The sequence below is a fragment of the Pseudomonas allii genome, from assembly GCF_055380095.1.
In genome coordinates, this window is record NZ_AP039450.1 from 5,601,655 (window position 1) to 5,621,415 (window position 19,761).

Below are 19,761 nucleotides of genomic sequence, written 5' to 3' on the forward strand. Positions count from 1 at the left end.
GCGCAAGACTGCCGGAAAAACCGGCAGTCAGGCAATTAACGAGCGTCGACGATCAATTGGTCGAACTTTTTCAGCGCATTGCGCAAGCCAAGGCTTTGCAGCGGACGATCAGCGTAGACCATCTCGGCCATTTCCAGGATGCCCGACGCATTGGGCAGCGGCAGGTCCTGTTCGAGGATCTGCTTCATGCGCACCAGGAATATCCACTGCAGCCACTGGTGAAAGTCCAGGGTGTCCACCGAAAAGGGTTCGACACTGCTGAGCGCCTCGACGCTGGGGGCAACCTCATCCCACCAGCCCTGCACACGCAACTCTCGCTCAATCAGCAGCAACTGTTCGGCAATGGCGGGAAACCGTGCATCCATCAGAGGCTGACCTTGGCTTTCTGGCGCGCCTGGGCGGCACCGGCGGCGTCGCCTTGTGCGGCACGCGCGTCACCAATCAAGGCCCACAGGCTGGCTTGCAGGTCTGGACGACCGTTGGCCAGGGTCAGACCACGACGGGCGAATTGCTCGGCCTGCGGCGCATCGCCCTGGGCCATGCGTACCTGGGCCAGGCGATACAGCACTTGCGGTTCACGCGGCGCAACGCGCTGGGCGCGCTCGAGACTGGACGACGCACCGTTGAGATCACCACCCGCCTGCTGTTGCTGGGCAGTGGTCAGCAAGGCCAGTACCGGGCCATCCAATTGCTCGTCAGCCGACAGGCCGCCGGCGCTGGAGGACGAGGGAATGCCACTCGGCGTCGATGGCATACTGTAGGTGCCCTGGTTGATCGGGGCCGTCTGAATCGGGGTCGAGTCAATCGGACCGGAGGTGCTTGGCCCCGGGGTCCACGGCTCGGCGCTGATCGGCGCCGACGTCGCTGCGCCACCACCCGGCACCATCACCACCACACCTGAATCCTGCGGCACAGCTTGCGGCTTGGCCTGGGCGGGACGGTTGGTCACGGTCTGGCGGAACCCGCCGTTGGCCGAGATCCGGTCGTTATTGGACACGGTCGTGCTCGAGTCCACCACGGGAATGGAGCCGCGCTGCACGCTGGCGCAACCATTGAGCAAAGCCAGAGCTGTAATAGCTGGAATCCACCACTTGTTCACTTGAAACCCTCTTTGCTTAATTCATCCAGCCCTTGACCCAATCCATCACCGATTCCGCGTCAGCAGGGGCACTGCCACCGCATGCGGCGCCGGGTGGCGGTTCGCTGCCGCGAATATACGGCATCTGTACTGCGCCCGGACAGTTGGCATCGGAGCCCTGCCCAGTGTGCGGATCGATCCAAGCCTGCACGATATTATCCGGCTGCGGCATGTTCAACGGCAGCGGGTCGGCCTTGCGCATGAAACTGGTCCAGACCTGCAACGCACCGGTGGCGCCGGTGAATGGGGTCTTGCCGTTGTCATCACGCCCCATCCACACCACCGCCAGCACATCCTGGCCAAAACCTGCGAACCAACTGTCGCGCGAATCGTTACTGGTGCCGGTCTTGCCCGCCAATGTCAGGTTGGACGGCAGCACCTTGTAGACCGAACTACCGGTACCCTCACGCATCACACGCTGCATGGCGTTCTGGATCAAGTAGATGGAGCCCGCATCGAAACGCTGCTGAATCTGGAACGGATAACGCTTGAGCGGCTCGCCTTCAGCCGTCAGCACGCTTCGGATCCCGCGCATCGGCGTATTGAAACCACCGTTGGCCAGGGTCTGGTACATCGTCGCGACTTCCATTGGGGTCATTGCGCCGGCACCCAGCAGGATCGATGGAAATGCCGGGAACTCACGCGTAATGCCCAGGCGCGCGAGGGTCTTCAGGACATTCGGTACTCCCACTTCGAGGCCGAGACGCGAAGTGGAGATGTTGTAGGAGTGCGCCAACCCTTGGTACAGGAACACTGTCCCATGAGAACGGCGATCAAAGTTCTGTGGCGTCCACACCTGCCCGTCAGCACCTTTTACTGACAGCGGGTCGTCAGACAGCCAACTGGTCAGGGTGTACTTGCTCGGTTTTTCCAGGGCCGTGAGGTACACCGCCGGTTTGACCAGCGAACCAATCGGCCGCACCGCATCCAGCGCACGGTTGAAACCGGCGAAGCTGGCCAGGCGGCTGCCAACCAGGGCCTGGACCTCCCCGGTTTCCGGGTTGGTCACGACCATGGCCGCTTCGACTTCATCCGCGCCCTTACGGCCCGTCATACGTTTGAACGTGTCATTGACCGAGGCTTCGGCCTTCATCTGCAGGATCGGGTCGAAACTGGTGAAGATCCGTAGGCCTTCCTCGGTCAAGTCTTCGTCGCGGTAGTCTTCACGCAGTTGGCGCTTGACCAGGTCGATAAAGCCTGGGAAAGAGCTGTCTGCCAGTTTGCCGCGGGTAGTGACACCCAATGGCATTTTCTTCGCGGCGGCAACTTGTTCAGCGGTGGCAACACCTTGCTGCTCTAAAACATCCAGCACCAGGTTACGACGCTCCAACGCACGCTCGGGGTTGCGGCGCGGGTTGTAGTAGGAAGGCCCTTTGACCATACCCACCAGCAACGCAACCTGGTGCAGCTTCAGTTCGGACAGCGGCTGGCCAAAGAAGAATTGGCTGGCCAGGCCGAAACCATGCACCGCGCGCTGACCGTCCTGGCCGACGAATACTTCGTTGAGGTAAGCCTCGAGGATTTCCTGCTTGCTGTAGTGCAACTCCAGCAGCATCGCCATCATGGCTTCGGTGAGTTTGCGGGTCAGGCTGCGCTCGTTGGTCAGGTAGAAGTTCTTGACCAACTGTTGCGTAAGCGTACTGCCGCCCTGGGTCATCTTGCCGCCGGACGTGTTCACCCAGACTGCACGGGCGATCGATTTCGGCGAGACCCCCCAGTGATGGTAGAAATCACGGTCTTCAACGGCGACCAGGGTTTCCAGCAGGTAAGGTGGTACCTGATCGAGCTTGATCAGGATGCGATCTTCAAGGTTCTTCGGGTAAATACCACCGATCATCAACGGTTCAAGGCGAACCACAGGCAGTTTCGAGCCGTTGAGAGATGATAACTCGGCGACGTAATCGCCGGAGAATCGCACGCGCACCGGCTGGGCTTTTTCCAGGCCTTCATAGAACTGGAAGCCACGGGTGTTCAGGTCGACGGTATTTCCGCTGACAGCCGCAGCACCCGGACCGTTGCTCACGGGCTCACGACGGTAGCCCAAGGCGTCGAGTTCGGTCAGGAAGTCATCCTTGCTCAGCTTCTGGCCGGTGAACAATTCCAGCGGGCGCGCGTACACCTTGGCCGGAATGGTCCAGCGCTTGCCGGAGAATTTCTCCTGCACCACAGCGTCGAGGTAGACCGCAAAGCCGGCAAGCACCACAAGGCCTACCAGGCCAAGCTTGAGCGCCCAGCCAAGCCAGGGGTGCAGGCCACGGGAAGGAGGTTTTTTACGGGAACGGGGAGATCGGGTTCGAGTCATGGCGGCGGATTATACGCACTTTATTGATGATCAACATGAGCCGGACGGCGGTTTGCACAAGCGGTCGCAGCAGCCATAATGCCCGCCATGTTTTTCCCCAGACTCTGAAGGATCGCCCGTGAGCCAGTCCCTGATCGCTGCCCTGCAAAATCCGGCTTTATACCCCCATCCGGTTGAAGCGTTCCAAGTCATCGAGACCCATATCTCCTGGGTTGTACTGACCGGCCCTTACGCCTATAAGCTGAAAAAACCGATGAACTTCGGATTTCTGGATTTCACCGATCTGGAAAAGCGCGGCCATTTCTGCAACGAAGAGCTGCGCCTCAATCAGCGCCTGACCGAAGATTTGTATCTTGAAGTGTTGCCGATCACAGGAACAGCCGAGGCCCCGCAATTGGGTGGCAACGGGCCGGTTATCGAGTATGCGTTGAAAATGCGCCAGTTCCCGCAGAGCCAGTTGCTCAGCACCCTGCAAGCCAATGGCGAACTGACCAGCGCGCACATCGATGAAATGGCCAAGCAGATCGCGCATTTCCATCTCTCAGCGCCAAAAGTGCCACAGGGACACCCGGCCGGCACGCCGGACGAGGTAATGGCTCCGGTTCGCCAGAACTTCGACCAGATCCGCCCATTCCTCAGCGACAAGGCTGACCTGACCCAGCTGGAAGCCTTGCAAGCCTGGGCCGAAAGCAGCTTCGAGCGTCTCAAGCCACTGTTTTCCCAGCGCAAGCAGGACGGCTTCACCCGCGAATGCCACGGTGATATTCACCTGGGTAACGCAACGTTGATCGACGGCCACGTGGTCATCTTCGATTGCATCGAATTCAACGAGCCCTTCCGTTTCACCGATGTGTACGCCGATACCGGCTTCCTGGCCATGGACCTGGAAGACCGTGGGCTCAAGTCCCTGGCACGCCGCTTCATCAGTCAGTATCTGGAGTTGACCGGTGACTATCAGGGCCTGGAAGTGTTGAACTTCTATAAAGCCTACCGCGCCCTGGTCCGCGCCAAGATCGCGCTGTTCAGCATGCCGAGCGAAGCCAGCCCGGTACAGCGCGCCACGACCCTGCGCCAATACCGCAACTACGCCAATCTGGCGGAAAGCTACAGCACCATTCCATCGCGTTTCCTGGCCATTACCCACGGCGTTTCGGCTGTCGGTAAAAGCCATGTGGCCATGCGCCTGGTGGAAGCACTGGGTGCGGTGCGCCTGCGCTCGGACGTGGAGCGCAAGCGCCTGTTTGGCGAGCAACAGGTGGAAAACACACCACAGGCCGGTATCTATGCAGCCGACGCCAGTGCCGCGACCTACGCACGCCTGAACGAAATCGCCGATACCGTGCTGCGTGCTGGCTACCCGGTCGTGCTGGATGCGACCTTCCTGAAACGTGAACAACGCGATGCGGCCGCCAAAGTTGCCGAAGCCACGGGTGCGCCTTTCCTGATTCTGGATTGCAACGCGCCACAAGCCGTTATCGCCAGCTGGTTGGCGCAACGTCAGGCGGACAAAAACGATCCTTCCGACGCGACACTGACTGTTATCGAAGAACAGCAAGCCCATCGTGACCCACTCACCGCCGAGGAGTTGCTCCTCAGCAAGCGCGTCGAGACCAATGAAAGCGGGACCCTCGATGCACTGGTGGCGCATATTCGCCAGCGTCTGCCAGGCCTGTAAGAAAAATTTCTTGGTCGTGTCGCCTACTTGGGGCGCACGACCGAGCAATAGTGGCACTATAATGGCGTCATAAATCCAACGGGAGTCGCCGTCATGAGTCAGCCCAAGCTTCTTGATACTCCGCTTTACTCGCTCCTGCATAAAGACGATGTCCGAGGCTTCAACCAGGAACGCCCAAAAGACGGTGTCATCGACATGCGCGGTGGTGACTTCCGTGGGCTGGACTTGCGCGAACTGAACGCGGCGGGCGTGGACTTTACCGACGCCTATTTCCGATCTGCCGATTTGCGCGGGCTGGACCTGCGCAACTGCCCGCTGGAGGGCGCCAGCCTGGCCCACGCGCAGATTTCCGGCACGTACTTCCCGCCTGAACTGAGCGCTGACGAGATTCTCATGTCGGTCAATTTCGGCACACGCCTGCGCTATCGCACTCGCTGAAACCCTCTGCTTCCGCCCCGGTTTCGCGAAGCGTGCCGGGGACTTCCCGCCTGACTGACCTCATCATGCTTATACGTCTTTAGGCCGTTTCCGACTAAAGAACTACGCTTTTCCTACTGAGCGCTACACTTCTGTTCAGGCTTGCCTGGTCACGATACCCACCGCACCATTCGGCCGTCGCAAGGAGGCTTGATGAACGATGAGCTGCAACACCTGAAAAACCTTGGCAAGACGTCAGCACAATGGCTGCATGCGGTGGGCATCCACAGCGCGTCCGACTTGCGTCGCCTGGGTGCGGTTGATGCCTACCGGGCCGTGCGGACGCGCGGGTTTCGCGCATCGAAAGTGCTGCTGTATGCCATCGAAGGGGCATTGATGGACATGCATTGGAATGACATTCCTGCCGAACGCAAGGAAGCGCTGAATCGTCAACTTGACGCTATTTCAACGCGCCAAAAGAATTAGATCGACTATCAGGCCCCATGTTTACAGACATTCCGAACGCGCGTTTGAGAAAACCCGAAGGCACTGAGAAAACAAAGGTTGACTCTCAAATGAGAATCGTTATGATTATCACAACTGGTCGCGAGATCAGCCGATAACTGAAAGACCATTGGTTCGGACTCTCAGATTATCTCCTCATCAGGCTAATCACGGTTATTTGACCCGGCTTTTGCCGGGTCTTTTTTTGCCTATGGAAAAGCCGGATTCAGCGCGCAATGATCAGAGGATGCCCACGCTCGGGATGGGCCTGCACAAGTACATCCAGACCAAAAACAGCTTTCAAGGGCTCAGGTTGCATCACCTGCGCCGGCGTATCCAAGGCATGCGGGCGCCCCGCCTCCAGCAACAGAATGCGGTCACAGTAACGGGCTGCGAGGTTCAAATCATGAAGGATCACCAGCACCGCCGCGCCGCGATCGGCAAAGGTACGGATGGCTTGCAAGGTCGTGTGTTGATGCAAAGGGTCCAGCATTGACGTTGGCTCATCCAACAGCAGCGTCTGCCCCGCTTCACCCGGCCATAATTGCGCCAGCACCCGCGCCAGATGCACACGCTGGCGCTCGCCACCGGACAACGCCAGATAGCTGCGACCGCTCAAGTGCCCGACATCAGCCGCCTGCAAGGCCGCCTCGATAATAGCATCATCGCGCACGCGCCCAGTCTGGTGGGGCAAGCGCCCCATACCGACAACCTCTTCAACACGGAAAGCGAAGTCAAGTGTCGAGCTTTGTGGCAACACCGCCAGGCGCTGCGCTCGTTGTGCCCCATTCCACTCCTGCAAAGAACGTTGATCCAGGTACACCTTGCCTTGATCCGGATGCAACTCGCCGCACAGCGCACCGAGCAGCGTACTCTTGCCCGCTCCATTGGGACCCAGCACGCCGAGTACTTCACCCGGCAACAGATCAAGCGTGACATCCGCCAACACGATTTTGCGACCACAGCAGATCTGCAAGTTTTCTACACGCAGCATCAGGCACGTCCCCGCAACAACAGGTAAAGAAAAAACGGCGCGCCAATAAACGCAGTGACGATACCGATCGGCAACTCAGCCGGCGCCAGGGCCAGCCGCGCAACCAGATCGGCAAACAACAACAGACTCGCACCCGCCAGGACCGATGCGGGCAACAGCACCCGATGATCCGGCCCCGCCAGCAAACGCACCAGATGCGGCACCACCAACCCCACGAAACCAATCATGCCCGCAGCCGCCACCGCCGCGCCCACACCCAAGGCGGTGCAGAAGACCAATTCACGCTTGAGGCCTTCCACATCAATACCGAGGTGATTGGCCTCTGACTCACCGAGCAGCAAGGCATTCAGCGCTCGAGCCCTGCGCGGTAACCACAGCGCCACGCCCGCGCTCACCAGCAACAGCGGCCATAACCGTGAATAGCTGGCGCCGTTGAGACTGCCCAGGTTCCAAAAAGTGAGGGTACGCAATGTCGCGTCGTCGGCCAGATAGGTGAACAGACCCACCGCAGAACTGGCGAGGGCCGTAAGGGCAATACCTGCGAGCAGCATGGTCGAGACGTTGGTCTGGCCGTTGCGCCGTCCCAGCCGATAGACCAGCGCCGTCACACCCAAGCCCCCCAGGAATGCGCAGAGTGACAACAGATACGGCCCGAACGCATCCGGCAAACCGCCGAAAAACGAACCGCCGACAATCGCCACCGCCGCCCCCAACGCGGCACCGCTGGAAACTCCCACCAGGCCCGGATCAGCCAGGGGATTGCGAAAAAGCCCCTGCATTGCCACACCGGACAAGGCCAACACACCGCCGACCGCCAACCCCAACAACGTACGCGGCAACCGAATTTGCCCCAGGATCAACTCAGCCTGCTCCAGCCCTTGCGCCTTGATCGGCAACCCCATCAAACGCAGCGCGGCCTTAAGCGTATCCAGCAAAGGAAGGCTGACCGGCCCCAGTGCAAGCGAAAGCCAGATCGCCAAGACACACAACAGCACCAGCCCAATAAACAGCGTCTTCGGTTTAACCAGAGTGGTCATGGGGCGGGCTTGGACTGGGACGGGTAAAACCCGGCAGACAGGTCCGCGAGGCTTTGCGCCATACGCGGCCCAAGCCCGCCGACCAGCAGAGTGGGATCGACCTCAAACACCCGCCCGCTCTTGGCCGCCGGCGTCGACGCCAAGATCGGGTTTTCCTTGAACAGTGCCGCACGCGCTGCGTCTCCGGTCAGGGCACGGTCAGCAAACACCAGCACATCCGGGCTCAAGCCCGCCAATGACTCCACTGAAAACGGCTTGTAACCTTCATGGGTCGCCAGATTGCGCCCACCCGCCTGCTGCAACATCCAGTCAGCCGCCGTGTCTTTGCCTGCGATCAGCGGTTTGCCACCCGCGTGCCCGAGCAACAGCAGCACACCAGGGGCCTTTTGCGTGGACTGGGCCTTGCTCACCCAGCGTTTCTGCTGGTCCAGCGCCTGCTCATATCCGGCAAACAATTCGTTGGCCCTGGCCTCGCTGCCCAGCAACTTACCCAGGTGTTGAAGATTGCCTTTCAATGTAGGCAGATCCGGTTGCGCCGAGAACATCTCCACCTGCACGCCCGCGCTGCGAATCTGCGCCAGCACTGGCGGTGGCCCCATTTCTTCGGTGCCGACCAGCACCTGCGGGCGCAGACTCAGAATGCCTTCCGCCGACAACTGCCGCTGATAGCCAATGCTCGGTAACGCCTTGAGGGATTCAGGATGCTGGCTGGTGGTGTCCACCCCAACCAGCTTCGACTCACCGCCCAGGGCCGTCACCCATTCCGACAGGGCGCCACCGGCACTCACCCAGCGTTGTGGCAGTTCAGAGGCTTGCGCCCCGTGGTTGAACAGCAGTCCGACAACAAGCGCAATAGCGCTGGCACTCAGGCGCATAACAGGGTTTCCTTCCAGGGCAGGGCCGCTCAAGCACTCATCGATGTGACAGCAAACGCCCATCTGGCATCGTATTGAGCACCCGATCAGCTGACGGGCGAAGCCGGCATTTGATAATTGTTTGCATTTGAACGTCAAGGCACTTAAGGATTGAAATGAAGTTTCTCTGCCCCTCCAGCGCACTCGGGCCCAACAGCAGCCTCGGTTTTGACATCGACGGGTGCAAGCTGCTGGCTGTGCGCCGGGACGGCGTTGCGTACTTCTACATCAACCGTTGCCCCCATCGTGGCATTCCACTGGAATGGCAACCCGACCAGTTTCTCGACGACAGCGCCAGCCTGATCCAATGCGCGACCCACGGCGCCCTGTTCCTGATCGAGAACGGGGAATGCATCGCCGGCCCTTGCGCCGGGCAAAGCCTGACCGCCCTGCGCGGCTGCGAAGACGCCCAGGGCTTGTGGGTGGAACTCTAGTCGATCAGCACGTCCAGGCGTCGGTCTACACAGATTTGTTCGCAGGTCACCTGCACGCCATACGCCAGCACTTCCACCCCCGCCGCCTTGGCTTCACGCAAGGCGGCGGCGTAACCGGCGTCGATTTCCACCGCAGGTCGCACGGCCTCAATCCCCGAGAGATTGACGCAGTACAATTGCACCGCACGTACACCTTGCCGCGCCAGATGCGCCAGCTCGCGCAAATGCTTGGCGCCACGCTGCGTCACCGCATCGGGAAACGCAGCAACCGCAGACCCATCAAAGCCCAGGGTCACGCTTTTGACTTCGACGTAGGCCGCGCCGTCGGGATAGTCCAGGCGAAAGTCGATGCGGCTTTTCTCCTGACCGTAAGGCACTTCGCGTTTCAACGCGGTAAAGCCGTTGAGCTCAGTGATCACCCCTGCATACAGCGCCTCCTCGACCAGTTGATTGGCGCGCGCCGTGTTCACACAGGCCAACCGCCCTTGGGGCGTCTCGGCGATTTCCCAGGTGCCGGGCAATTTGCGCTTGGGGTCATTGGAGCGACTGAACCAGACCTGTCCGCCTTCCACCATGCAATTGAGCATCGAGCCCGTGTTGGGGCAATGAATAGTCAGCAACTCACCGGTAACGGTCTGGATATCGGTGAGAAAACGCTTATAGCGGCGAATCAGGCGCGCTTCTTCAAGGGGAGGATTAAAGCGCATCAGCCTTGCCAGCTCCGCAGACCACGGGCAATCCGCTCCACAGCTTCTTGTAGCCGATCGAGGTTTTGCGTATAGGCAAAACGCACATGATGACCGGCTTGGTGGCGACCGAAATCCAGGCCAGGCGTGAACGCCACATGCTCGGTTTCAAGGAAATGACGGCAGAATGCGAAGGCATCACCGCCAAACGCGCTGATATCGGCGTACAAATAGAACGCCCCCTCCGGCTCGACGGCGATGCCGAACCCCAGCTCGCGCAAGGCGGGCAACAGGAAGTCGCGGCGGCGACCGAACTCGGCGCGGCGCTCTTCGAGAATGCTCAGGGTTTGCGGGGTGAAACACGCCAGCGCCGCGTGTTGGGCCATGCTTGGCGCGCTGATGTAGAGGTTTTGCGCCAGTTTTTCCAACTCACCCACTGCCGCCGGCGGCGCCACCAGCCAACCCAGGCGCCAGCCGGTCATGCCGAAATACTTGGAAAAACTATTCAGGACAAAAGCCTCGTCGTCGACTTCAAGCACGCTGGCCGCGTCGGTGCCGTAAGTGAGGCCATGGTAAATCTCATCCACCACCAAATGACCATTACGCGCCTTGATGGCCGCAGAAAGGCTGGCCAAGTCGTCACGGGTGAGGATCGTCCCGGTCGGGTTGGCTGGCGAGGCCACCAGCGCGCCCACACTGTCCTGGTCCCAGTGCTTGGCCACCAGGTCGGCGGTCAACTGATAGCGCACCTCCGGGCCGACCGGTACCAACTGGGCCGCGCCCTCTACCAGGCGCAGGAAGTGGCGATTGCACGGGTAACCAGGGTCTGCGAGCAGCCAATGCTTGCCTGGGTCCACCAGCAGGCTGCTGGCCAGCAACAATGCGCCTGAACCGCCAGGGGTGATCAGGATACGCTCGGGGTCGACATTCAACCCGTAGCGCTGCTGATAGAAACCGCTGATGGCCTCGCGCAGTTCAGGCAGGCCACGGGCCGCGGTGTAGCGAGTCTTGCCGTTGGCCAGTGCGGCCTGGCCGGCCTGGATGATCGGCTCGGCAGTGGTGAAGTCCGGCTCGCCGATTTCCAGGTGGATCACATCATGGCCGGCCGCCTGCAGCTCATTGGCCCGCGCCAGCAATGCCATGACATGAAAAGGTTCGATGGCGCGACTGCGCGCACTGTAGGGCTGGGCCATTAGCCTTCCTTAACGGTGAGGACAAAATCAGGATTCTACCGAACCCACGGCGTAAAACATGTTCTATTGCCTGCCCGGCGGCATATGCAGTCCGGGCAAGCGCCTGCAAAACGACTAAAATCTACATTCGAGGCAACATATACCCAGCAATGGCGGGCTGTCGCAGTTTGCAAGCCATTTGCCATGGGCCTCGACAACCGGGAGTGGCGCACCCCGAATCTATCTGGTAAGTTCGCCCGCTTGCAGCCGCAGGGCCGGCAGGTGTCGGTGACGTTGCAATCCTGCGCAATGGATTAGAAGAGTGAGAGGCGGTCTATTCATGTCCACCCAAGCAAAGCAACAGCAGACTCAAGGCCTCAACGGCTTCGAACCTTACGTAGAGACGAAAGGTGAGGAGTACATGGGCGAGCCCATGCGCGAGCACTTCACCAAGATCCTCAACAAGTGGAAACAAGACTTGATGCAGGAGGTCGACCGTACGGTTGACCATATGAAGGACGAAGCAGCCAACTTCCCTGACCCCGCCGACCGTGCGAGCCAGGAAGAAGAATTCGCCCTTGAACTGCGCGCACGTGATCGCGAGCGCAAGTTGATCAAGAAGATCGACAAGACGCTGCAGCTGATCAAGGACGAAGAATACGGCTGGTGCGAATCCTGCGGCGTCGAGATTGGTATTCGTCGCCTGGAAGCCCGCCCAACTGCGGACCTCTGCGTAGACTGCAAGACCTTGGCCGAAATCAAGGAAAAACAAGTCGGCAAGTAATCCAGCCGAGCTGAACGAATGGGGCGTGCGAACGCCCCATTTTTGTTGCTGGCGTTTACCGAATTTCCAGTAGTATCCGGCCCATGACAGCCTCTACCTATATCGGGCGTTTCGCCCCCACACCCAGCGGCCATTTGCATTTCGGCTCACTGGTCGCCGCCCTCGCCTCCTACCTCGACGCCCGCGCCAACCAAGGCCGCTGGCTGATGCGCATGGAAGACCTCGACCCACCTCGTGAAGAGCCCGGCGCCCAGGCAGCTATCCTGCATGCCCTGGAAAGTTATGGCTTTGAATGGGACGGCGAACTGGTCCGACAAAGCGAACGGCACGAAGCCTATGCCAAAGTGTTGAACGATATGTTCAACCACGGCCTGGCCTACGCCTGCACCTGCTCACGTAAACAATTGGAACCCTATAACGGGATCTACCCTGGCCTATGCCGCAATGCCGGTCACGATCAGCAGGACGCGGCCATCCGCCTGCGTGTTCCTGAGCTTGCCTACCACTTTACCGACCGTGTGCAGGGCGAATTCCGACAGCATCTGGGCCGTGATGTAGGCGATTTCATCATCCGTCGCCGCGATGGCCTCTATGCCTATCAATTGGCCGTGGTCCTCGACGATGCGTGGCAAGGTGTTACCGACATCGTGCGCGGCGCCGACCTGCTCGACTCCACGCCACGCCAGCTCTACCTGCAGGAATTGCTGGGCCTTCGTCAGCCGCGCTACCTGCATGTGCCGCTGATCGTCCAACCGGACGGTAACAAATTGGGCAAGTCCTACCGTTCCCCGCCGTTGACACCCGACCAGGCCACGCCTTTGCTATTAAGGGCTCTGCGCGCCCTCGGCCAGCAAACCGGGGAAGAACTCGAGTACGCCCGCCCACGGGAACTGCTGGACTGGGGCATCCAGCACTGGGACGCCACGCGGATACCGCGCACACTCACGCAGGCCGAAGCGCAATTGAGCTGAAGGCGCTTGCAGCTTGCCAAGCATCCGTTACCATCGCCGCACGTTTTTACACAGAGGCCAACATGTACATCTATCGATTGGTCCTGCTGCTGGTCGTCGGGATCTACCTGTTTTCCCCCGCCATCATGGATTGGTGGATCGACGCCACGGGCGCCTGGTATCGCCCCTATCTGCTGTGGTTGATCCTGATCGTCGTGACTTTCATCCTGCAGAGCCAAAAAGATGCCGATGAGCTTTAGCCTCACCCAGATGCTGCTGATCAGCGCCGCCTACCTGGCCGCGTTGTTCGGGGTGGCCTGGATCAGTGAGCGCGGAATGATTCCGCGGGCGATCATTCGCCATCCGTTGACCTACACCCTGTCCCTCGGCGTCTACGCCAGCGCGTGGGCGTTCTATGGCACCGTGGGCCTGGCCTATCAATACGGTTACGGCTTTCTCTCCAGCTACCTGGGGGTGTCCGGCGCGTTTCTGCTGGCGCCTGTGCTGCTATACCCGATCCTGAAGATCACCCGCACTTACCAACTGTCCTCCCTGGCCGACCTGTTCGCCTTCCGCTTTCGCAGCACCTGGGCCGGCGCGCTGACCACCATTTTCATGCTGATCGGCGTGCTGCCGTTGCTGGCCCTGCAAATCCAGGCGGTGGCGGACTCCATCAGCATCCTGACCCGCGAACCGGTGCAACATCGAGTGGCCCTGGCTTTCTGCGCACTGATCACCCTGTTCACGATTTTCTTCGGCTCACGCCATATTGCCACCCGCGAGAAACACGAAGGCCTGGTGTTCGCGATTGCCTTTGAGTCGGTGATCAAGCTGATCGCCATCGGCGGCGTCGGCCTCTATGCGCTATACGGCGTGTTCGACGGCCCGCAGCAGCTGGAACTGTGGCTGCTGCAAAACCAGACCGCCCTCGCCGCCCTGCACACGCCACTGCAAGAAGGCCCGTGGCGCACACTGCTGCTGGTGTTCTTCGCCTCGGCAATCGTAATGCCGCACATGTACCACATGACCTTCACTGAGAACCTCAACCCGCGCTCGCTGGTCAGCGCCAGCTGGGGTTTGCCGTTGTTCCTGTTGTTGATGAGCCTGGCGGTGCCGCTGATCCTGTGGGCGGGCTTGAAACTGGGCGCCACCACCAAACCTGAGTATTTCACCCTGGGCATCGGCATTGCCGCAAACAGCCCGGCCTTGGCGCTACTTGCTTATGTAGGCGGCTTGTCGGCTGCCAGCGGGTTGATCATCGTGACCACCCTGGCCCTCTCGGGCATGGCACTCAACCACCTGGTATTGCCGCTGTACCAACCGCCAGCCGAGGGCAATATCTACCGCTGGCTGAAATGGACGCGGCGCGCGCTGATCGTCGCGATCATCATGGCCGGCTACGGGTTCTACCTGCTGCTGGGCGCGGGTCAAGACCTGGCCAACCTGGGGATCGTCGCATTTGTCGCCACCTTGCAGTTCCTGCCGGGCGTGCTGTCGGTACTGTACTGGCCGACCGCCAATCGGCGTGGTTTTATCGCCGGGTTGCTGGCGGGCATCCTGGTGTGGGTCGTGACCATGCTGCTGCCGCTGGTCGGCAACCTGCAGGGGTTCTATATCCCGTTGTTGAACATGATCTACGTACTGGATGACACCAGCTGGCACATGGCAGCGATTGCGTCATTGGCCGCCAACGTCTTGATGTTCACCCTGATCTCACTGTTTACCAACGCCAGCCCTGAAGAAACCAGCGCCGCCGAAGCCTGTGCAGTGGACAACGTGCGCCGCCCGCAACGGCGTGAATTGCATGCGGCCTCACCCCAGGAATTCGCCACGCAACTGGCCAAACCGTTGGGTGCCAAGGCGGCACAAAAGGAGGTCGAGCAGGCGCTGCGCGATCTTTACCTGCCGTTCGATGAGCGCCGCCCGTACGCGCTACGGCGACTGCGTGACCGCATCGAAGCCAACCTGTCCGGTTTGATGGGCCCGAGTGTGTCCCAGGACATGGTGGAAACCTTCCTGCCCTACAAGGCCGGCGGCGAAAACTACGTGACCGAAGACATCCATTTCATCGAAAGCCGGCTGGAGGACTATCACTCGCGCCTCACCGGCCTCGCCGCCGAACTTGACGCCCTGCGCCGCTACCACCGCCAGACTCTGCAGGAATTGCCCATGGGCGTATGTTCCCTGGCCAAGGATCAAGAGATCCTGATGTGGAACAAGGCCATGGAAGAACTCACCGGCATCGCTGCGCAGCGCGTGGTGGGTTCACGCCTGAATACACTGGGTGAGCCGTGGAAAGAACTGTTGCAAGGTTTCATCAATCTGCCCGACGAGCATTTGCACAAACAGCACCTGGCCCTCGACGGCCAGACCCGTTGGCTCAACCTGCACAAAGCCGCGATCGACGAACCCCTCGCCCCCGGCAACAGCGGCCTGGTATTGCTGGTAGAAGACCTGACCGAAACCCAGATGCTCGAAGACAAGCTGGTGCACTCCGAGCGCCTGGCCAGTATCGGCCGGTTGGCGGCGGGCGTGGCCCATGAAATCGGCAATCCGATCACCGGTATTGCCTGCCTGGCGCAGAACCTGCGGGAAGAGCGTGAAGACGATGGCGAAATCACCGAGATCAGCGGGCAGATCCTCGAACAGACCAAGCGTGTCTCGCGCATCGTGCAGTCGCTGATGAGCTTTGCCCATGCCGGCGCCCACCAGAACCACGACGAAGCCGTGTGCCTGGCCGAGGTGGCACAGGACGCTATTGGGCTGCTGGCCTTGAACCGGCGCAATTTCGAAGTACAGTTCTTCAACTTATGCGACCCCGACCATTGGGTCGACGGCGACTCCCAACGCCTCGCCCAAGTGCTGATCAACCTGCTGTCCAACGCCCGTGACGCCACCCCGGCCGGCGGTGCCGTACGCGTCAAGACCGAGGCTTTCGAACATACGGTCGATCTGATCGTCGAAGATGAAGGCAGCGGTATTCCACAGAACATCATGGACCGATTGTTCGAACCCTTCTTCACCACCAAGGATCCAGGTGAAGGTACCGGTCTGGGCCTTGCACTGGTCTATTCCATCGTTGAAGAGCATTATGGACAAATCACCATCGACAGCCCGGCTGACACCGAAAGCCAACGCGGCACCCGTATTCGGGTGACCTTGCCGCGTCATGTCGAAGCGACGTCCGCTGTGAACTGAGACCGTCGAGAGAATTGAATCAATGCCGCACATTTTGATCGTCGAAGACGAAACCATTATCCGCTCTGCCTTGCGTCGCCTGCTTGAACGAAATCAGTACCAGGTCAGCGAAGCCGGCTCGGTGCAGGAAGCCCAGGAGCGTTTCAGCATTCCCACGTTCGACCTGATTGTCAGTGACCTGCGCCTGCCTGGCGCGCCTGGCACCGAGTTGATCAAGCTTGGCCAGGGCACTCCGGTGCTGATCATGACCAGCTACGCCAGCCTGCGGTCGGCGGTGGACTCCATGAAGATGGGCGCGGTGGATTACATCGCCAAACCCTTCGACCATGACGAGATGCTCCAGGCAGTGGCCCGTATCCTGCGTGACCGCCAGTCGGCCAGCAGCGCGCCGGCCGAGCAACGCCCGGCGGGCAAAACCAATGACAAGCCAGGCGTCGACAACAGCAACGGCGAGATCGGCATCATCGGTTCCTGCCCACCCATGCAGGACCTGTACAGCAAGATCCGCAAAGTCGCGCCCACCGACTCCAATGTATTGATCCAGGGCGAGTCTGGCACCGGTAAAGAACTGGTGGCCCGCGCCCTGCACAACCTGTCCAAGCGTGCCAAGGCGCCGATGATCTCGGTGAACTGCGCGGCGATCCCCGAATCCCTGATCGAATCCGAACTGTTCGGCCATGAAAAAGGCGCGTTTACCGGCGCCAGCGCCGGGCGTGCGGGCCTGGTGGAAGCGGCGGACGGCGGCACGCTGTTCCTCGACGAAATCGGCGAACTGCCTTTGGAAGCCCAGGCGCGCTTACTGCGCGTGTTGCAGGAAGGCGAGATTCGCCGAGTGGGCTCGGTGCAATCGCAGAAGGTCGATGTTCGACTGATCGCCGCTACCCACAGAGACTTGAAGAGCCTGGCCAAGATCGGCCAGTTCCGTGAAGACTTGTATTACCGCCTGCACGTGATTGCCCTCAAGTTGCCGGCCCTGCGTGAGCGTGGCGCCGACGTCAACGAGATCGCCAACGCCTTCCTGCTGCGCCAGAGCGCGCGCATCAACCGCACCGACCTGAAGTTTGCCCCGGACGCAGAGCTGGCGATTCGGCATTACTCATGGCCGGGTAACGTGCGCGAGCTGGAAAATGCGGTCGAGCGTGCGGTGATCCTGTCGGAAAGCCCGGAGATTTCCGCCGAGCTGCTGGGCATCGACATTGAGCTGAGCGATCTGGAAGATGATGACTTCATCGGCCTGGCCCCACAACAGGGCGGCGGTAGCAACACCAGCCATGAGCCGACGGAAGATCTGTCATTGGAAGACTACTTCCAGCACTTCGTCCTTGAGCATCAGGACCACATGACCGAGACCGAACTCGCGCGCAAGCTGGGCGTGAGCCGTAAATGCCTGTGGGAACGTCGCCAGCGCCTGGGCATTCCACGGCGCAAGACCGGCGTGGCCAGCGAGAGTTGAGGGCGCGCCCCCACAGGTAACACCCGCAGATGTGAAAAAACTGTTACCGCGGATATTTCGCGTAACAAAAGCCGGGGCTTACGGTAACGAAGCCCCGGCTTTTTTTGGTCCGTCAAAAACCCGAAACCACCTCAACCCCCCGGTTTTGCTGGGCGGAGCAAAAGTTGGCACGCACCCTGCTATATGCTTAGTACAAAAACAATAACAAGCTTTGTACAAGACAATAAAAATAAGACGAATCGACTCACGCATAACAAAAACAACACGGCGGAGGCGCAGCTAACTGATTCTTTTGGAGAGGCGTTGCATTTGGGGCTTGCCCCGCAACCAGGCCGAGAACAACAAAAACTGCCCTAAGGCAGAGCCTGAACTGGTTGGATCGTAGATCAGCAACACAGCGACCAAAGCAATCCGTTTGCTCTTGACTCCCGATTGGGAGTGTCATGAAGGTGAAGCTTCATGGCGAGGGCGATCAACAAAAACAAGAAGCCCGCAACCCATAATAAAAATAGAGCACGCAACTACTTCTGGGGGAGCTTCGGCTCCCCTTGTAGTTTCCGCGATTTGACCGTCCAGCAACCTCTTGAAGCTTTTGGCTAGGGGCTTGCAGCTTGTTCCTACACCATCCCCTGACTAAATGCTAGAATCCCCGCCCATCATGCGGTCATTCTTCGTTATGGCCGAACATTCCTTCAAACAGTGCATCCCATGCTGAAGAAGTTGTTCCAGTCATTCCGTTCTCCCTTGCGTCGTACGCAACACAAACGCAGCACGCCTGAAGTGCTCAACAGCAGCCAGCATTCGCTGCAACGCGCTCAATTCAGCCGTTATGCGGTGAATATCGTCGAACGTTTGCAGAACGCCGGCTACCAGGCTTATCTGGTGGGCGGTTGTGTACGCGACATGCTGCTCAATATCACGCCCAAGGACTTCGACGTCGCCACCAGCGCCACGCCTGAGCAGGTGCGTGCCGAATTCCGCAATGCGCGGATCATCGGCCGACGCTTCAAGCTGGTGCATATTCACTTCGGTCGCGAAATCATTGAAGTCGCGACGTTCCGCGCCGGCCACCCGCAAAACGATGATGAGGAAGACACCAACCAGTCCTCCCGCAACGAAAGCGGGCGCATCCTGCGCGACAACGTCTATGGCACCCTGGAAGAAGACGCGCAGCGCCGCGACTTCACCATCAATGCCTTGTATTACGACCCGGTCAGCGAGCGCATTCTCGATTACGCCAATGGCGTACACGATATTCGCAACAACCTGATCCGCCTGATCGGCGACCCGGTCCAGCGCTACCAGGAAGACCCGGTGCGCATGCTGCGGGCGGTGCGTTTTGCCGCCAAGCTCAACTTCGGCATCGAGAAACACACCGCCGCGCCGATTCGCGAACTGGCACCGATGCTGCGCGAGATCCCTTCGGCGCGCCTGTTCGAAGAAGTGCTCAAGCTATTCCTCTCGGGCTATGCCGCCGACACCTTCGAAATGCTCGTCGACCTGCAGTTGTTCGACCCGCTGTTCCCGGCCAGCGCCGAGGCGTTGGAATACAACCCGACGTACACCCACACCTTGATCAGCGAAGCACTGATCAACACCGACCTGCGCATCAAGCAGAACAAGCCGGTCACCCCGGCGTTCCTGTTTGCCGCGCTGTTGTGGCCAGCGTTGCCAAAACGCGTACTGCGCTTGCAGGAGCGTGGCATGCCGCCGATCCCGGCCATGCAGGAAGCCGCCCATGAGCTGATCGCCGAGCAGTGCCAGCGCATCGCAATTCCAAAACGCTTCACGATGCCGATCCGTGAGATCTGGGACATGCAGGAACGCCTGCCACGCCGCAGCGGCAAACGTGCCGACCTGTTGCTGGACAACCCGCGTTTCCGCGCCGGCTACGACTTCCTGCTGTTGCGTGAAAGCGCCGGCGAGCAGACCGACGGCCTGGGCGAATGGTGGACCGACTACCAGGACGCCAATGACAGCGAACGCCGCGACATGATCCGTGACCTCGGCAGCAAAGGCGACGGCGAAGGCGCCGGGCCGAAGAAACGTCGCCGTAGCAGCAGCAAGCGCAAGCGTAGCGCGGCCGACGCCTCGGGCGAATAA

At 60.2% G+C, this 19,761-nt stretch carries 18 protein-coding genes; 10 read left to right on the plus strand and 8 right to left on the minus strand.

Annotated features, from left to right (window positions below; translation table 11 throughout):
* Window positions 1-35: 35 nt before the first annotated feature.
* The 3 genes from ACZ445_RS25690 to mrcB are packed head-to-tail and all read right to left on the minus strand — an operon-like array spanning window position 36 to window position 3,440.
* The gene (locus ACZ445_RS25690) at window positions 36-365 is read right to left on the minus strand and encodes a YqcC family protein (protein WP_058427622.1); all 330 of its coding nucleotides are present in this window, start codon (window positions 363-365) and stop codon (window positions 36-38) included.
* Window positions 365-1,099, minus strand: coding sequence for a tetratricopeptide repeat protein (locus ACZ445_RS25695; protein ID WP_058427623.1), 735 nt, complete (start codon window positions 1,097-1,099; stop codon window positions 365-367). The genes ACZ445_RS25690 and ACZ445_RS25695 overlap by 1 nt, the downstream gene beginning before the upstream one ends.
* Before the next feature lie 16 nt (window positions 1,100-1,115).
* Window positions 1,116-3,440: a penicillin-binding protein 1B gene (gene mrcB / locus ACZ445_RS25700; protein WP_058427624.1), complete on the minus strand. Its 2,325-nt coding sequence runs from the start codon at window positions 3,438-3,440 to the stop codon at window positions 1,116-1,118.
* Between the two features lie 118 nt (window positions 3,441-3,558).
* On the opposite strand from mrcB, the gene ACZ445_RS25705 reads away from it, so the two are divergent.
* From ACZ445_RS25705 to ACZ445_RS25715, 3 genes are all read left to right on the plus strand, one after another.
* Complete coding sequence (locus ACZ445_RS25705) at window positions 3,559-5,115, plus strand: bifunctional aminoglycoside phosphotransferase/ATP-binding protein (RefSeq protein WP_058427625.1); 1,557 nt, start codon at window positions 3,559-3,561, stop codon at window positions 5,113-5,115.
* A 93-nt stretch (window positions 5,116-5,208) separates the two neighbouring features.
* Window positions 5,209-5,553 (plus strand): pentapeptide repeat-containing protein, encoded by a 345-nt coding sequence (locus ACZ445_RS25710; RefSeq protein ID WP_058427626.1) that lies wholly within the window; start codon window positions 5,209-5,211, stop codon window positions 5,551-5,553.
* 192 nt (window positions 5,554-5,745) lie between these two features.
* Window positions 5,746-6,018 carry a TfoX/Sxy family protein gene (locus tag ACZ445_RS25715; RefSeq protein ID WP_058427627.1) on the plus strand — a complete coding sequence of 91 codons (273 nt, stop codon included), beginning with the start codon at window positions 5,746-5,748 and terminating at the stop codon, window positions 6,016-6,018.
* A gap of 244 nt (window positions 6,019-6,262) precedes the next feature.
* Here the strand turns inward: ACZ445_RS25715 and ACZ445_RS25720 are convergent, their stop codons facing one another.
* From ACZ445_RS25720 to ACZ445_RS25730, 3 genes are read right to left on the minus strand one after another with little or no spacing between them, the layout of a single operon-like run.
* The gene (locus ACZ445_RS25720) at window positions 6,263-7,030 is read right to left on the minus strand and encodes a heme ABC transporter ATP-binding protein (protein ID WP_058427628.1); all 768 of its coding nucleotides are present in this window, start codon (window positions 7,028-7,030) and stop codon (window positions 6,263-6,265) included.
* The gene (locus ACZ445_RS25725) at window positions 7,030-8,067 is read right to left on the minus strand and encodes a FecCD family ABC transporter permease (RefSeq protein ID WP_058427629.1); all 1,038 of its coding nucleotides are present in this window, start codon (window positions 8,065-8,067) and stop codon (window positions 7,030-7,032) included. Before ACZ445_RS25725 ends, ACZ445_RS25720 begins: the two co-directional genes overlap by 1 nt.
* A complete protein-coding gene (locus ACZ445_RS25730) occupies window positions 8,064-8,942 on the minus strand; it encodes a heme/hemin ABC transporter substrate-binding protein (protein WP_058427630.1) in 879 nt (292 codons plus the stop codon). The genes ACZ445_RS25725 and ACZ445_RS25730 overlap by 4 nt, the downstream gene beginning before the upstream one ends.
* 155 nt (window positions 8,943-9,097) lie before the next feature.
* Between ACZ445_RS25730 and ACZ445_RS25735 the strand changes: the two genes are divergently transcribed.
* The gene (locus ACZ445_RS25735; RefSeq protein WP_058427631.1) at window positions 9,098-9,415 is read left to right on the plus strand and encodes a Rieske (2Fe-2S) protein; all 318 of its coding nucleotides are present in this window, start codon (window positions 9,098-9,100) and stop codon (window positions 9,413-9,415) included.
* Here the strand turns inward: ACZ445_RS25735 and sfsA are convergent.
* Window positions 9,412-10,122 carry a DNA/RNA nuclease SfsA gene (sfsA, locus tag ACZ445_RS25740; RefSeq protein WP_058427632.1) on the minus strand — a complete coding sequence of 237 codons (711 nt, stop codon included), beginning with the start codon at window positions 10,120-10,122 and terminating at the stop codon, window positions 9,412-9,414. The two genes, ACZ445_RS25735 and sfsA, sit on opposite strands and share 4 nt — an antisense overlap.
* Entirely contained in the window at window positions 10,122-11,294 is a 1,173-nt protein-coding gene (locus ACZ445_RS25745; protein WP_179028511.1) for a pyridoxal phosphate-dependent aminotransferase, read from the minus strand. The genes sfsA and ACZ445_RS25745 overlap by 1 nt, the downstream gene beginning before the upstream one ends.
* A gap of 319 nt (window positions 11,295-11,613) precedes the next feature.
* Here ACZ445_RS25745 and dksA point away from each other — a divergent pair, with 319 nt between their 5' ends.
* From dksA to ACZ445_RS25775, 6 genes are all read left to right on the plus strand, one after another.
* A complete protein-coding gene (gene dksA / locus ACZ445_RS25750; RefSeq protein WP_058427634.1) occupies window positions 11,614-12,057 on the plus strand; it encodes an RNA polymerase-binding protein DksA in 444 nt (147 codons plus the stop codon).
* A gap of 83 nt (window positions 12,058-12,140) precedes the next feature.
* Window positions 12,141-13,028, plus strand: coding sequence for a tRNA glutamyl-Q(34) synthetase GluQRS (gene gluQRS, locus ACZ445_RS25755; RefSeq protein WP_464707720.1), 888 nt, complete (start codon window positions 12,141-12,143; stop codon window positions 13,026-13,028).
* A gap of 62 nt (window positions 13,029-13,090) precedes the next feature.
* Window positions 13,091-13,267 (plus strand): hypothetical protein, encoded by a 177-nt coding sequence (locus tag ACZ445_RS25760; protein WP_003176118.1) that lies wholly within the window; start codon window positions 13,091-13,093, stop codon window positions 13,265-13,267.
* Window positions 13,251-16,205, plus strand: coding sequence for a sensor histidine kinase (locus tag ACZ445_RS25765; protein ID WP_464707722.1), 2,955 nt, complete (start codon window positions 13,251-13,253; stop codon window positions 16,203-16,205). Before ACZ445_RS25760 ends, ACZ445_RS25765 begins: the two co-directional genes overlap by 17 nt.
* A gap of 22 nt (window positions 16,206-16,227) precedes the next feature.
* Window positions 16,228-17,658 carry a sigma-54-dependent transcriptional regulator gene (locus ACZ445_RS25770; RefSeq protein WP_058427637.1) on the plus strand — a complete coding sequence of 477 codons (1,431 nt, stop codon included), beginning with the start codon at window positions 16,228-16,230 and terminating at the stop codon, window positions 17,656-17,658.
* A 708-nt stretch (window positions 17,659-18,366) separates the two neighbouring features.
* Window positions 18,367-19,761, plus strand: a complete 1,395-nt coding sequence (locus ACZ445_RS25775) for a polynucleotide adenylyltransferase PcnB (RefSeq protein WP_058427638.1) — start codon at window positions 18,367-18,369, stop codon at window positions 19,759-19,761.

Coding starts and splice junctions, on each gene's coding strand:
- ACZ445_RS25690 (WP_058427622.1), bottom strand. CDS start 365: ATGGATGCACGGTTTCCCGCCATTGCCGAACAGTTGCTGCTGATTGAG.
- mrcB (WP_058427624.1), bottom strand. CDS start 3,440: ATGACTCGAACCCGATCTCCCCGTTCCCGTAAAAAACCTCCTTCCCGT.
- ACZ445_RS25710 (WP_058427626.1), top strand. CDS start 5,209: ATGAGTCAGCCCAAGCTTCTTGATACTCCGCTTTACTCGCTCCTGCAT.
- ACZ445_RS25715 (WP_058427627.1), top strand. CDS start 5,746: ATGAACGATGAGCTGCAACACCTGAAAAACCTTGGCAAGACGTCAGCA.
- ACZ445_RS25720 (WP_058427628.1), bottom strand. CDS start 7,030: ATGCTGCGTGTAGAAAACTTGCAGATCTGCTGTGGTCGCAAAATCGTG.
- ACZ445_RS25725 (WP_058427629.1), bottom strand. CDS start 8,067: ATGACCACTCTGGTTAAACCGAAGACGCTGTTTATTGGGCTGGTGCTG.
- ACZ445_RS25730 (WP_058427630.1), bottom strand. CDS start 8,942: ATGCGCCTGAGTGCCAGCGCTATTGCGCTTGTTGTCGGACTGCTGTTC.
- ACZ445_RS25735 (WP_058427631.1), top strand. CDS start 9,098: ATGAAGTTTCTCTGCCCCTCCAGCGCACTCGGGCCCAACAGCAGCCTC.
- sfsA (WP_058427632.1), bottom strand. CDS start 10,122: ATGCGCTTTAATCCTCCCCTTGAAGAAGCGCGCCTGATTCGCCGCTAT.
- ACZ445_RS25745 (WP_179028511.1), bottom strand. CDS start 11,294: ATGGCCCAGCCCTACAGTGCGCGCAGTCGCGCCATCGAACCTTTTCAT.
- dksA (WP_058427634.1), top strand. CDS start 11,614: ATGTCCACCCAAGCAAAGCAACAGCAGACTCAAGGCCTCAACGGCTTC.
- gluQRS (WP_464707720.1), top strand. CDS start 12,141: ATGACAGCCTCTACCTATATCGGGCGTTTCGCCCCCACACCCAGCGGC.
- ACZ445_RS25760 (WP_003176118.1), top strand. CDS start 13,091: ATGTACATCTATCGATTGGTCCTGCTGCTGGTCGTCGGGATCTACCTG.
- ACZ445_RS25765 (WP_464707722.1), top strand. CDS start 13,251: ATGCCGATGAGCTTTAGCCTCACCCAGATGCTGCTGATCAGCGCCGCC.
- ACZ445_RS25770 (WP_058427637.1), top strand. CDS start 16,228: ATGCCGCACATTTTGATCGTCGAAGACGAAACCATTATCCGCTCTGCC.
- ACZ445_RS25775 (WP_058427638.1), top strand. CDS start 18,367: ATGCTGAAGAAGTTGTTCCAGTCATTCCGTTCTCCCTTGCGTCGTACG.